Source organism: Pseudomonas sp. P105 (assembly GCF_032614175.1).
GTDB classification, from domain to species: Bacteria; Pseudomonadota; Gammaproteobacteria; order Pseudomonadales; family Pseudomonadaceae; genus Aquipseudomonas; species Aquipseudomonas rhizophila.
The window spans coordinates 223427-237942 of record NZ_CP126693.1; the positions used below are offsets into that span (position 1 = coordinate 223427).

Below are 14516 nucleotides of genomic sequence, written 5' to 3' on the forward strand. Positions count from 1 at the left end.
GTGGGAGGTCAAACTCATTCTTTGTTTGATCTGTCAGCGTTTGTTACGAAATTGAGGGCTCCTGCGGAGAATACGAGAGATCCATCACCGAAAGCCGTTTTGTATGAGTGGAAGCTCTCAAGATTCTGTGGGATTTGATACCGACTCATCTCAGCAAAAACCGAGCGCTTTTTGATCTCCTCTTTGGTCTTTTTGAAACAAGAGATTGCTTCCTCCTCCCTGCTACTCCCTTGACGCCCCCCACCGCTGTCGTAGACTCCGCCCATCCGTCAGGGAGTAACGGTTATGCGGCGTTCAGGTAGTTGGGTTTGGGGGTTGGTCTTTGTAACGTGCTGGGTGCAGGCGCAGACGCCTGTTTCCGATGATCCGCTGCTCGAGAGCGGCGTCAGGGCCAGTGCACCGAGCGGCAATGAGGCGCGTGGCGTGCTTCGGGCACGGGATCAGGCGGTGCTTGCCAGTGAGTTGGCTGGACGAATTGTCGAGTTGCCGTTCAGTGAGGGGGAGTCGTTCAAGCAGGGCGATACCCTGGCGCGTTTCGATTGTTCAGCGTACCAGGCTCAGCTCAATGCAGCTCGGGCCGCGAGCCGTGGTGCCAGTGAAGAACTGGCCCATAACAAGCAATTGGCGGCGTTGAAATCGGTCGGGCGTTTCGAAGTGGCACGCGCCGAGGCCAGGCTCAGCGAAGCGCAGGCGCAGTCCCAGGTTTATCAGGTCCAGGTCAAGCGCTGCAGCGTGATCGCGCCGTTCGATGGACAGGTGGTGGCGCGCGAGGTCCAGCGCTATGAAAGCGTGGCCGCCGGCGCGCCGTTGCTGGACGTGGTGGACAACCGCACCCTGGAAATCCATCTGCTGGTGCCTTCGCGCTGGATGGGCAGGCTCAAGCCGGGCCAGTCCTTCACCTTTGTCCCCGATGAAACCGGCCAGCCGCTGCAAGCGACGGTCAAACGCCTTGGCGCGCGCATCGACGAGGGCAGCCAGACTTTGCTGCTGGTGGCGACGCTGCCTGACGCCAAGGGGCTGTTGTCCGGCATGAGCGGTACGGCGCGTTTCGCGGAGTTCAAGTGAACGCGCCGATCACGGGCAGCGCCGAACAGGTATTTGCCCGTTTCCTCGACCTGGAGCGCCAGACGCGGGCCGCGCGTACCCCGGCGCAACTGAGCTACAGCCTGGTCAACGATGGTCAGGCCCTGTTCGGGTTTCGCCATGCTGCGCTGTTGATCGCCGGCAAGGTCCAGGCGGTGACCGGCGTCAGTGCCGTGGATCCGAACGCACCGTTCGTGGCGTTTGTCGAGCAGGCGGTGGCGCAGCTGTTCAAAAAAGGCTTGCTGAACCAGGCCCGGGTAATTGCCGCCGATGGGGTGAGCGACTCCATTCAGGCGGACTGGCGAAGCCTGTCGGCGGGGCAGGTATTCTGGCTGCCGTTGATCGATCATCAGGGGCAGGTGTTCGGCGGTTTGTGGCTGGCCCGTGACCTGCCATGGCCCCCCTCTGAACAAGTGCTGCTGTCGCAACTGGGCGACACCTATAGCCACGCCTGGCTGGCGCTGCAACCGCGCAAACCGTGGCGCTTGCGCTGGACCCGCAAACGTCAGGTCGCCTTGGTGGCGGTGCTGCTGTTGGGCTTGCTGGTTCCTGTCCGTCAGTCGGTATTGGCCCCGGCCGAAGTGGTGCCGCTGGGCGGGCAGGTGGTGGCGGCGCCTTTGGACGGGGTGATCGCCCAATTCCTGGTCAAACCCAACCAGAGCGTCAAGAGCGGCGACTTGCTGTTGCGCTTCGAAAGCACCAGTCTCAAGGCCCAGGCCGATGTGGCCGAGCGCGTGTTGGGCGTGGCCGAGGCGGAACTCAAGGCCAATTCCCAGCGCTCGTTTGCCGACGCTGAATCCAGTTCGAAGATTGATCTGTTGGCCGCTCGCGTCGAGCAGAAACGCGCCGAACGCGACTATGCAATCGAGTTGCTCAAGCGCAGTGAAGTGCGCGCCGAACGGGACGGTATTGCGGTATTTGCCGATGCAGAGCGTTGGCTCGGCAAGCCGGTGCAGACGGGGGAGCGGTTGATGGAAATCGCCGACCCGAACCAGGCCGAATTGCGTATTGAGCTGGCGGTGGGCGACGCGATTGACCTGGCCCCCGGTGCCCAGGTGGCGTTGTTCCTCGACAGCGACCCGTTGCAGCGACACCTGGCCAGGCTCGAACGTTCGGCCTACGAGGCGCAACCCACAGCTGCCGGGCAACTGGCGTATCGCCTGGACGCGCGTTTCGATGACGCGGCGCCGCGCATCGGCCTGCGGGGCACGGCGAAAATTTTCGGCGATCGCGCCCCGCTGGCGCTGTACCTGTTGCGTCGACCACTGGCCGGCTTGCGCCAGAGCGTGGGTCTGTAGCATGGGACTGCCGAGCCTGCGGCCAGACCTGCAATTGTCCCCGGCGGCCCCGGACCCGGACGGCTCCCCTCAATGGACCCTGGCCGATCCGGTACGCGGGCGCTATTTCAAGCTTGGCGCGGCGGCGATGCGCATGCTGCGGCACTGGTCCCTTGGTGAGCCGGAACAGGTGCTGCAAGCCGCGAACCGTGAGCCGGGCCTTCCGCTCAATAATGAGTCGCTGGAGCAATTGCTGGGCTTTTTGCGAGGTCACGATCTGATCAGCGCCATGGACCCGCAACAGCGCGACAGCTATCAGTTCAAGACGGCCGCCCAGCGCCAGAGCCTGTGGCAGATCCTGCTGCACCAGTATCTGTTTTTTCGCATTCCGTTGTGGCGCCCGGATGCTTTTCTCAACCGCGCCTGGCCTTTTCTCGCGCGGTACGGGCCCGCCATCCTGCGGTATGGCATGCCGCTGACCCTGGGCGTGGGTATTTTTCTGGTGTCGCGGGACTGGCAGCGCTTCGTGGCGACGTTTCCGCACCTGTTCAGCCTGGGTGGCGCGCTGGCGTTCGCGGTGGCGTTGTTCTTCGCCAAGTTGTGCCACGAGTTCGGTCATGCCTTCATGGCCAAGCGCGCCGGTTGCCGTGTGCAGAGCATGGGCGTGGCATTCATGGTGCTGTTGCCGATGTTCTACACCGACGTCAGCGACGCCTGGCGGGTCAATGATCGTCGTGCCCGGCTGCTGATCGGCGCCGGCGGTGTGCTGGCCGAATTGCTGCTGGCGTGCATCGCGTTGCTGGCCTGGTCGCTGTTGCCCGACGGACCGGCCCGCACCGCAGCGTTCATGTTGGCCAGCGCCACCTGGATCACCACGTTGATCATCAACCTTAACCCCTTCATGCGCTTCGACGGTTATTTTTTGCTCAGTGATTTCTGGGCAGTGGATAACCTCCAGGGGCGAGCATTTGCGTTGTGCCGCTGGCGTTTGCGTGAAGCCTTGTTCGGTTATGGCGCGCCGGTTCCGGAACCCTGGACGCCGACAATGCGTCGTCGCTTGCTGGTGTGGGGATACGGCGCCTGGTTATGGCGCGCGGCGTTGTTTTTGGGTATTGCCCTGGCGGTCTATCACCTGTTCTTCAAGGTGCTGGGCATTTTCCTGATGTTGGTGGAATTGGTGTGGTTCATTTTTATGCCCATCGTGAACGAATGGCGGCAGTGGTGGAGCCGGCGCGAGCAGGCCAATGGTCCGCGAGTGCTGCTCAGTGGCCTGGTGTTACTGGCGTTGGCGTTGGTGCTGCTGTTGCCCTGGCGTAGCGCCGTGGAGGTACCGGTCATGCTCGAGGCCGGTCGCGCCAGTGCCTTGCATGCGCCGGTGGCGGCGCGGATCAAACAGGTGAATGTGCATGACGGCCAGACCGTGGCCCAGGGCGATGTGTTGATCGAGCTGGAGTCGCCTGACATGGCCTCGCGCCTGGCGATTGTGCGTCGGGAAATCGAGATCCAGCAGTTACAGATGCGTCGCCAGGCCGGCCGCAGCGAAACCGCCGCCGATGCCGGTATCGTCGAACAACAACTGGCCGAAGCGGTGGCCGAATACCGGGGCCTGGTCGCCCAGCGTGAGCGCCTGCTGTTACGCGCGCCCCATGCCGGACAGGTGCGTGATCTGTTACCACAGTTGTCGGTGGGGCGCTGGTTGTCGCCCACACAGCCGCTGGCGCGGGTGGTACAGGCCGACTCCCGCTTACGCGGCTACCTGACCGAAGCCGAGCTTTGGCGGGTCGAGCCCGGGGCCACGGGCCGTTTCATTGCTGACGATCCGATGCACCCCTCGATTGCCGTGCAATTGAACGAGATCGACACCAATGGCGTGGCCTGGGTCGAGCAACAGGCGTTGACGTCCGATCACCACGGGCCGATCGCGGTACGGCGTGACTCGCAGCAGCGGGCGGAGCCGGTGCAGGCGCAATATGGCGTGCGTTTGAGCGCTGTTGATAACACGCCTGCGCCGGCGCAACCGCTGCGTGGCGTAGTGGTGTTGCAGGGGCACGGTGAGTCGGTGTTGGGAGCGACCTGGCGTCGGCTGGCGGCGCTGGGTGTCAGGGAAAGCGGGTTTTAAGGAGCGAGCATGAATTCAGTGGCGGCGGAGGGGTTGGTGGTACGGCCATCGCAGGTCAGCGATGGGCCGTTTTTGCAGAGTCTTTACCAGACGGCGCGAGCGGATCTGCAATGGATCGACGGCGAGCACGAGCAAGTACAGCAGGTGGTTGCTCAGCAATTTCAGGTGCAGGAGCAAGGGCTTGGGGATAACTTCCCCAACGCCATGCATTACGTCGTGGAAAAGCTCGGTACCGCCATTGGCGCCTTGAGTACTGATTTTGGCCCCAATGAAATCCGTGTGTTGTACCTGGCGTTCATTCCCCAGGCGCGCGGGCAAGGTTACGGTCGGGCCGTGTTGCAAGGGGTACAAAAAGCCGCACAACAGATCCGCTGCCCGGTGGCGACCGTGGTCTGGAGCAGTAACCCGCACGCACGCCAGCATTACCTGGCATTGGGCTTTGAAGTGCAGGAGCGCAACCCGGCGGCGGAGCGGCTGGTTTGGTATCCGAAGGGGAACTGAGCTGCTTCTGGCTCGTGTGGGAGCGAGCCTGCTCGCGATAGCGGTGGGTCAGTTTGAAGTGATGTTGGCTATGCCACCGTCATCGCGAGCAGGCTCGCTCCCACAAGGGATCATCAGTCTTCAGTTAAACGCAATGTAGAAATACCCCAGCGCCGGATCCCGTCCCATGGGCGGTATCCGCGACACGAACACCTCCTCAATCCGCCCCAGATCGGGCACTTCCAGCGCGCACAGCCCATCCACGAAGTCGGTGCTTTCCAGGCTGTTGAATTCAACGCTGAACGGCATGCGCTCAGCGTTCGGCATCTTCGCCCGTGGTGTTTCCTCAAGGAACTCGAACCGCACGGGCAGGCAGCTGCCGTCGGGCAGGGTCAGGCTGCTGGTCTGGCCCAGCAGCGGTTGAAAATGGCGGCTATGAACCTGTTGCAACATGTCGACACTCCAAAAGCCGGAGGGCCGCAGCCCTCCGACTGTTCATCAGTTACGGGACGGGAAGAGACCGTTCAAGGCGACACTGAAGTTGATCGCCAGGAACGGGTTCATGATCGCCATCGGCATGCCGCTGCCCGTCGGGGAAATCGTGCCGTCGATGGTGGTGCTCACGCCCTTGACCGGGATCGGCGAGGCACCTATCTGGTCGGAATAGATATTCGCCGCGCCCGGGCCAGTGCCCGAGGTGCCGATGAACGAATTGGTGGCCGTTGGTGTGTTCACCGGGTTGCTGGCCGGGTTCGCCAGTTGCAGGGTGGTGGAGGCGGTGAGTCCCGCCATAGTGTGAGTGTGGGTGGGCAGGTTGTTGAGCGTCGGGGTGACGTTTTCGGTGCCGGCGACTTCGCCGATGACCCGCGGCGTCAGGCCCAGGCCGTTGCCTTGTCCCAAGAGCGTGCGGCCTTGCAAATTGGGGAGCATGAAGTTGGTGGTGCCGTTGCCTCCGTAGTACGTGCCGAGCAGGGAGAACAACGCCTGGTATTGGGAAATGCCGAGTGTCTGCCCGTTGCACAGCGCCCACCCATTGGGGGCGAAGTTAAAGGCGAACGGCTGGATGGTGCCCATAAAGACTTCCATAGATTCCTCATCCCTTCAGATTGTTGGTTTGGCAATGCCGACAGGGACCAAGGGAGAGGATTGCGATCAGCCCGACTTCTTCACTCCCTGGCCTGGTCACGCACGGCTGAGCGTAGACCGAGATATTTCATTCTGCTGGGCTGGAAGGGAGGAAAAATGTTGTCCAGTGGCTTAATCGATTCAGGTTCGCATGGCGCCTATACCGTCCATCTTTTTTACAGATCTGGCTGGGTTTGATATCAAAGTAGTACTAGTCGCGGATTATTTCCTCAGCTACGCTTTGCGCTACAAATGGAATACAAACAAGGTGAAGGGATTGCCGCAGTTTCACTTTATCTCCGGTTTACCGCGCTCGGGCTCGACCCTGCTTTCTGCCATTTTGCTGCAGAACCCGCGCTTTCATGCCGGCATGACCAGCCCCGTCGGTTCGCTGTTCAGCAGCGTCCTGCAGCAATGCAGCGCCGGCAGTGAGTTTGGCTCGGTGATCGACACCGACCTGCGCCGTCGCCTGTTGCGCGGGCTGTTCGACTCCTACTACGCCGACAAGGCCGACAAACCCGTCATCTTCGATACAAATCGCCAGTGGTGCGCCCGCTTGCCTGCGTTGCAGGACCTGTTCCCCCAGGCCAAGACCATCGCCTGCGTGCGCAACGTCGCCTGGGTGCTGGACAGCCTGGAGCGGCTTTACCGCGCCAATCCGTTCGAGAACACCAAGCTGTTCAATGACGATGACGAGCGCAACACCGTCTACAGCCGCTGCGAAACCCTGGCCCAGCGCAACCGCCTGGTTGGCTTTGCCTGGACAGCGCTCAAAGAGGCGTATTACGGCGAAAACGCCGAGTCCATGTTGATCGTCGACTACGACCTGTTGAGCCAGGCCCCGGAGCGGGTGATGCGCCTGGTGTACGAGTTCATCGGTGAGCCCTGGTTCGAACACGACTTCAATCACTTGACCTACGACGCACCGGCCTTCGACCAGGCCTTGGGCGTTGCCGGCCTGCACAAGGTCAAGCCCAAGGTCGCGCCGCAAGCCCGGCGGACCTTGTTGCCGCCGGATCTGTTTGAAAAGTATGCCGAGTTGTCGTTCTGGCGCGATGGGTCCGCCAGCGCTGCCAATGTCATTCGTATGAAAACCGACGCCGCGGTCAACTGATTCGCGGTTTTTTTCATTTGCGTGTTTAAAAAGTTCGAGTCCAGGTGAACGTCATGTGGTGGAGCAAAGGCAAATCGCGGGTAACCGAGGGCGCACAGGCCCTGGCATCGCCAATGATCATGTCCCTGGAGCCGCGAATGCTGTTCGACGGCGCGGTGGCGGCGACCGTGGCCGATGCCGCACAGGCGGACGCCCAACCCACTGCAGACGCGGCCAAGACGCCTGCGGCTGACCAGGCTTCAGACAGCCACGCGCCTCAAGGCCAGACCGATGCCACCCAGGCCGCTGTGCCCGGCAAGGCCGTGGTGTTTGTCGATTCCCGGGTCAAAGACTCGGCCAGCCTGCTCGAAGGCGTCGCGCCCGGTACTCAGGTGGTGCAACTGGACGCCACCAAGGACGGCCTGCAACAGATCGCCGATTACCTGGACACCCACCAAGGCATCAGCTCGGTGCAGATCATCGCCCACGGCAACGCCGGCGATCTCTGGTTGGGCAACAGCTACCTGTCGGCGGACAACGTTGAGGCCCGCAGCGAGGTGCTGGCGCAGATCGGCCAGGACATGAACGCCGGTGGCGATATTCTGATCTATGGCTGCTACACCGCTGAAGGTGACCGTGGCCTGAGCCTGGTCAATTCACTGGCGCAGTTGACCGGCCGCGACGTGGCGGCGTCCATCGATCGCACGGGCCTTGGCGGCGACTGGGACCTGGAAATCGCCACCGGCAACATCGAAAGTGCCAACGTGCTCTCGGCCACTGCCATGAGCGAGTACCAATGGGGCCTGGCCACCTGGACCGCTACCAACAACCTCAATTCCGGTATTGGTTCTCTGCGCGCCGCTTTGGATTCTGCGCAGAATGGTGACATTGTTACGTTCAATGCCGGCATGACTGTCGCATTGACCCAGGTGCTGGTGGTCGACAGCAACGTCACCATCGATGGCGATCTCAACAATGACAACGTGGCCGACGTCACCCTCGACGGGCAGTACCGCACCCAGATTATCAACGTGACGGCCGGCACCACGGCGACCCTCGATGGTCTGGTGATTACTCGCGGTATGGTGGCGGGTAACGGCGGTAATGGCGGCGACGATGCGCTGGTGTCAAAGGGGGGCGGGATCTATAACGCCGGCACCCTGACCCTGAGGAACGTCACCGTCACCGCGAACGCCGCTTCGGGTGGCGGCGGCGGTGGTGGTGTCACGCCGCAATACGCCGGCGGCGGTGGCGGCGGCGGTGGCGCGATCACTGGCGGTACCGGTGGCAAGGGCGGCGATACCCTCAACGCCACTGGCTCCAACGGCTCGGCCGGCCAGGGCGGCGCCGGGGGTGGCTTCTTCAACATGGGCGGGCGTGGTGGTTCCTCCACCGGCGGGGCTGGCGGTTCCGCGTATCCGGGCTACAGCACGGGCTCCGCAGGCGGTACAGCCGTCAGCGGTGGGCTATCCATCGGTGGCGGTGGCGGTGGCGACGGCTATAACGATATTGGCGGCGCCGGTGGCGGAGCGGTCGGTGGTATCTACAACGACACCGGCGCGACCCTGCGAATCATCGGCAACTCGGTCATTTCCAACAACGTCGGCGCGGGCGGCGGCGGTGGTGGCGGTGGCGCTGGTGGTGGTTACAACCACACGGGCGGTGCCGGCGGCGTCGGTGTCGGGGCCATCTGGAACAAAGGCTCGATCCTGATTACCGCCGCCAACTTCGCCGCCCTGGCCGGCAACGTCGGTGGCAGCGGCGTGGGTGGGACCAGTGCCGGCACCGCGGGTGTTTCGCCGGCGTCGGTGGCCAACGTCTACGGCGATGGCGGCACCATCAACACCAACTATGTGCCGGACGAGACGCCGCCCACCGCGACCGTCGTGGTGGCCAATACCAACCTGAACTCCGGTGGCACGTCGCTGGTGACCATCACCTTCTCCGAAGCTGTCACCGGCCTCACTGCGGCCGACCTGACGGTGCAGAACGGCACCATCGGCACCTTGACCAGCGGCGACGGTGGCATCACCTGGACCGGCACCCTGACCGCGGCAAGCAACATCGCCGACACCACCAACATCATCACCCTGAACAACACCGGGGTTGCCGACCTGGCCGGCAATGCCGGCGTGGGCACCACCGACTCGAACAATTACGTGGTCAACGACACCGTGGCGCCCACGGCGTCCATCGTGGTCAGCGATACTGCCCTTCGGGTCGGTGAAACCTCGTTGGTGACCATCACTTTCTCCGAAGCGGTCAGTGGTTTTACCGCAGCGGACCTGACGGTGGCCAACGGCTCGATCAGCGGCCTGAGCTCCAGCGACGGTGGCATCACCTGGACGGCCACCTTCACACCGGACGCTGCGATCACCGACACTTCCAATCTCATTGTCCTGAATAACACCGGCGTGGCGGACCTCAATGGCAACGCCGGCGTGGGGACGACCAACTCCAACAACTACGCTATCGACACCCTGCGTCCGACAGCGACCATCGTGGTCAGCGACACCGCCCTCAGGGTCGGTGAAACCTCGGTGGTGACCATCACCTTCAACGAGGCGGTGAGCGGTTTTACCACCGCTGACCTGACGGTTGCCAACGGCTCGGTCACCGGGCTGAGCAGCAGCGACGGCGGTATCACCTGGACCGGGACACTGACCCCGAGCGCCAGCATCAGCGACACCACCAACCTGATCACACTGAACAACACCGGCATTGCCGATCTATCCGGGAACGTTGGCACCGGCACCACCGATTCGAACAACTATGCAATCGACACGCTGCGTCCCACCGCCACCATCGTGGTGGCCGATACCGCGCTGAATGTCGGCGAAACATCGCTGGTGACGATCACTTTCAGCGAAGCTGTAACGGGCTTTACCCTGGCCGACCTGACCGTCGCCAACGGTTCACTGAGCGGCCTGAGCAGCAGTGACGGCGGCATCACCTGGACCGCGACGCTCACCCCGAGCGCCAGCATCAGCGACGCCACCAATCTGATCATCCTGGCCAATACCGGTGTGGCGGATGCGGCCGGTAACACCGGCAGCGGCACCACCAGCTCCAACAACTACGCAGTCGACACCCAGCGACCCACCGCTAGCATCGTTGTGGCCGACACCGCGCTGAGCGTTGGCGAAACATCCCTGGTGACCATCACCTTCAACGAAGCGGTAACAGGCTTTACCGCCGCCGACCTGACGGTCGCCAACGGTACGATCACCGGCCTGAGCAGTGGCGACGGCGGCATCACCTGGACCGGCACGTTGACACCAAGCGCTAGCGTCAGCGACACCAGCAACCTCATCACCCTGGATAACACTGGTGTGGCGGATGCGGCGGGCAACGTCGGTACGGGCACCACTGATTCGAACAACTACGCCATCGACACCGCGCGTCCGACCGCGACCATCGTGGTCGCCGACTCGACCCTTGGCGTCGGCGAAACCTCGCTGGTGACAATTACCTTCAGCGAGGCGGTGACCGGTTTCACCCTGGCCGACCTTACCGTTGCCAACGGCAGCCTGAGCGGGCTGAGCACCAGCGATAACATCACCTACACCGCGACTTTCACGCCGAGCGTGGGCGTCAGCGATAGCACCAACCTGGTCACGCTCAATAACACGGGCGTGGTGGACGGCGCGGGCAACACCGGCAGCGGCACCACCGATTCGAACAACTACGCCGTCGACACCCTGCGCCCGACCGCCACCATCGTGGTCGCCGACACCGCGTTGAGCGTCGGCGAAACCTCGCTGGTGACCATTACCTTCAGCGAGGCGGTCAGCGGGTTCGACAACTCGGACCTGAGCGTCGCCAACGGTACGCTGAGCGCGGTCAGCAGCAGCGACGGTGGCCTCACCTGGACCGCCACCTTCACTCCGGCCCTCGGCGTCACCGATACCTCCAACGTCATCACCCTGAACAACACCGGGGTCAGTGACGCGGCGGGCAACTCCGGCACCGGCACTACCAACTCCAACAATTACCAGGTCGACACCAACGTACCGACGGCGACCATCGTGATTGCCGATACCACCCTGAGCATCGGCGAGACGTCATTGGTCACCGTGACCTTCAACTCGGCGGTCAGCGGGTTCGACAATTCGGACCTGACCGTCAGCAACGGCACGCTCAGCACCATGAGCAGCACCGACGGTGGCGTCACCTGGACGGCCACCTTCACGCCGAGCGCCAGTATTTCCGACACCAGCAACGTGATCACGTTGGACAATACCGGCCTGATCAATGGCGCGGGCAACGCCGGTGTCGGTACTACCGACTCCAACAACTACGCCGTCGACACGGTGCGACCAACGGCGACCATCGTCGTGGCCGACACCGCCATTGCCGCCGGCGAGACCTCGCTGGTAACCATCACCTTCAGCGAGGCGGTGACCGCGTTCACCAGTGCCGACCTGACGGTTGCCAACGGCGTTATTTCCGGCCTGAGCAGCAGCGACGGCGGCATCACCTGGACCGCGACCTTCACGCCGACCGCTGGCGTCACCGACACCAGCAACGTCATTTCGCTCAACAGCGGTGGCATCGTTGACTTGGCGGGCAACGTCAACGTTGGCGCCACCGACTCCAACAACTACGCGCTGGACACCGAACGTCCAAGCGCAACGATCGTGCTGGCCGATTCCAGCCTCAGTGTTGGCGAAACCTCGTTGGTGACCATCACCTTCAGCGAGGCGGTGACCGGTTTCACCAACGCTGACCTGAGTGTTGCCAACGGCACCCTGAGCGCCGTCAGCAGCAGCGACGGCGGCCTGACCTGGACCGCGGTCTTCACCCCGACCCTCGGCGTGCGGGATACGTCCAACCTGATCATCCTGGACAACACCGGTGTGAGTGACGCGGCGGGCAACAGCGGAACCGGCACGACCAACTCGGCCAACTACGCCATCGACACGCAGGTGCCGACGGCAACCATCGTGGTGGCCGATACGTCCTTGAGCATCGGTGAAACCAGCCAGGTGACCATCACCTTCAACGAGGCGGTGAGCGGTTTCGATAACAGCGACCTGACCGTCAGCAACGGCACGTTGAGCAACGTGAGCAGTACCGACGGTGGCGTTACCTGGACGGCCACGTTCACGCCGAGCGCGAGCATTACCGATACCAGCAACCTGATTACCCTGGACAATACCGGCGTCATCAACGTCTCAGGCAACGCCGGCGTCGGCACCACCGATTCGAACAACTATGCCATCGACACCGTGCGCCCAACGGCGACCATCGTCGTGGCCGACACCGCCATTGCCGCCGGCGAGACTTCGCTGGTGACCATCACCTTCAGCGAGGCCGTGACCGGCTTCACCGACGCCGACCTTACCGTTGCCAACGGTACGCTCAGCGGGTTGAGCAGCAGCGACGGCGGCATCACCTGGACCGCGACCTTTACGCCTGCCGCTGGCATCACCGACACCAGCAATGTCATCACCCTTGCCAACGGCGGCGTCGCCGATTTGGCGGGTAACGCCGGCAGCGGCACGACCGATTCCAATAACTACAGCATCGACAGCCAGCGTCCGACCGCCACCATTGTGCTGAGCGATTCGGTGTTGAAACCGGGTGAAACCGCGCAGGTGACCATCACCTTCAGCGAGGCGGTGACCGGCTTCAGCAACGCGGACCTGAGCGTTGCCAACGGCACCTTGAGTGCTGTCAGCAGCAACGATGGCGGCCTGACCTGGACCGCGACTTTCACGCCGACCCTGGGTGTGACTGACGCCACCAACCTGATCAGCCTGGACAACACCGGGGTCAGCGATGCGGCCGGCAACACCGGGACGGGCTCCACCGATTCGGCCAACTACGCGGTCGAGACACGGGTTCCTACGGCCACGATTGTGGTGGCCGACAGTGCGCTGCGGATAGGGGAAACCTCGCAGGTCACTATTACGTTCTCGGAAGCGGTGAGCGGTTTCGACAACAGCGACTTGACCATCAGCAACGGCACGCTGAGCAACGTTTCTTCTTCCGACGGCGGCGTTACCTGGACGGCCACGTTCACCCCGACGACCAACATCAACGACACCAGCAACCTGATCAGCCTGGACACCAGCGGTGTGGTCAACGCCTCGGGTAACAGCGGTGTCGGCATGGTGGACTCCAACAACTACGCCATCGACACGGTTCGCCCCGGCGCCACCATCACAGTGGGCGACACCAGCCTGGGCATTGGCCAGAGCACCACCGTGACCATCAGTTTCACCGAGGCGGTGTCCGGTTTTGACTTGTCGGATCTCAGTGTTGCCAATGGTGTGTTGTCCAACCTCGCCAGCAATGACGGCGGCCTGACCTGGACAGCGACCCTGACGCCTACCGCGGGCGTCAACGATGCCACCAACCTGATCCTGCTCGATGCCAGCAATGTGCAGGACCTGGCCGGCAACGCCGGCGTGGGCATCGCCATTTCCAGCAACTACGCACTCGACGCCACCCGGCCGACGGCAACCATTGTGGTCGCCGACCCGAACCTGACGGTGGGTGAGACGACCCAGGTGACGTTCACCTTCAGCGAACCGGTGACTGATTTCGATCTGTCAGACCTCAGCGTCACCAACGGTGAACTGACCAACCTGACCACCAGCGACGGCGGCCTGACCTGGACGGCAACGTTCACGCCTACGGTGAACCTCACGGACCCGAGCAATTTCATCGCCCTGGACACCAGTAACGTCAGCGACCTGACGGGCAACGCCGGGGCAAGCGTGGCGGTGTCCAACAACTACGCCATCGACACCGTGGTGTCCAACGATGTGAAGCCACCGCCGGAGTTCCTGACGTCCGACCCTGTCACGGTCGTGCCGCCTTCCGAGGTGCCGTTGCAGCCGATTGTCTTTACGCCGCCAACCGGTGACCTCGGCTCGCCGCTGGGCTTTCCACCGCTGTTTGAACAACGCGACGTGGGCGGCGGCATTCGGCCGATTGGCGACATCTTCATCAACCGTGGCGCATTGGCGCCGAGCTATATCGCCCAGGTATTCAGCTCCGATGCTGCGGGCGATGGCTCCGGCCAGGGCTTCCTGGGCTTCGGTGGTGGCGATGGCGGGGTGTTCGGCAGCAGCACGATCGCCGGTCTGTTCAGCCAGGATGCCGGTTCCGATGGTGAATCGCTGGACGCCTTCGACAGCCAGTCGATGCAGGGCGGTGATGTGTCCCAAGGGGTACGCGGGGTGTTCGGCGCACCAACCCTGGGCCAGCAACTGCAACAACTCAAAGACACCGAGCAGCGTCAGGTCGACAGCCTGGCAATGGCATTGCAACAGGTCGGCATGAGCCAGGCGCAGGCCTGAACAACTAAAAAAATTGGGGCAGCCAG

Annotated in this window: 8 protein-coding genes; 6 read left to right on the forward strand and 2 right to left on the reverse strand. The window is 62.9% G+C overall.

Going from position 1 to position 14516, the window contains the following annotated elements:
- The first annotated feature begins 285 nt into the window (after window positions 1-285).
- From QOM08_RS00965 to QOM08_RS00980, 4 genes are read left to right on the forward strand one after another with little or no spacing between them, the layout of a single operon-like run.
- Window positions 286-1065 (forward strand): efflux RND transporter periplasmic adaptor subunit, encoded by a 780-nt coding sequence (locus tag QOM08_RS00965; RefSeq protein ID WP_047230440.1) that lies wholly within the window; start codon window positions 286-288, stop codon window positions 1063-1065.
- Window positions 1062-2381, forward strand: coding sequence for an efflux RND transporter periplasmic adaptor subunit (locus tag QOM08_RS00970; protein ID WP_047230439.1), 1320 nt, complete (start codon window positions 1062-1064; stop codon window positions 2379-2381). The genes QOM08_RS00965 and QOM08_RS00970 overlap by 4 nt, the downstream gene beginning before the upstream one ends.
- A gap of 1 nt (window position 2382) precedes the next feature.
- Window positions 2383-4479, forward strand: a complete 2097-nt coding sequence (locus tag QOM08_RS00975; RefSeq protein WP_188251739.1) for a biotin/lipoyl-binding protein — start codon at window positions 2383-2385, stop codon at window positions 4477-4479.
- Between the two features lie 9 nt (window positions 4480-4488).
- Window positions 4489-4980, forward strand: coding sequence for a GNAT family N-acetyltransferase (locus tag QOM08_RS00980; protein ID WP_139048781.1), 492 nt, complete (start codon window positions 4489-4491; stop codon window positions 4978-4980).
- A 120-nt stretch (window positions 4981-5100) separates the two neighbouring features.
- On the opposite strand, the gene QOM08_RS00985 is transcribed toward QOM08_RS00980, so the two are convergent.
- Window positions 5101-5412 carry a DUF6916 family protein gene (locus QOM08_RS00985; protein ID WP_139048782.1) on the reverse strand — a complete coding sequence of 104 codons (312 nt, stop codon included), beginning with the start codon at window positions 5410-5412 and terminating at the stop codon, window positions 5101-5103.
- A 45-nt stretch (window positions 5413-5457) separates the two neighbouring features.
- Window positions 5458-6045, reverse strand: a complete 588-nt coding sequence (locus tag QOM08_RS00990) for a phage tail protein (RefSeq protein ID WP_139048783.1) — start codon at window positions 6043-6045, stop codon at window positions 5458-5460.
- A gap of 307 nt (window positions 6046-6352) precedes the next feature.
- Between QOM08_RS00990 and QOM08_RS00995 the strand changes: the two genes are divergently transcribed.
- Together QOM08_RS00995 and QOM08_RS01000 are read left to right on the forward strand one after the other, a co-directional pair.
- Entirely contained in the window at window positions 6353-7198 is an 846-nt protein-coding gene (locus tag QOM08_RS00995; RefSeq protein ID WP_107321355.1) for a sulfotransferase family protein, read from the forward strand.
- Between the two features lie 53 nt (window positions 7199-7251).
- Window positions 7252-14490, forward strand: coding sequence for an Ig-like domain-containing protein (locus tag QOM08_RS01000; RefSeq protein ID WP_316912445.1), 7239 nt, complete (start codon window positions 7252-7254; stop codon window positions 14488-14490).
- The last annotated feature ends 26 nt before the right edge of the window (window positions 14491-14516 follow it).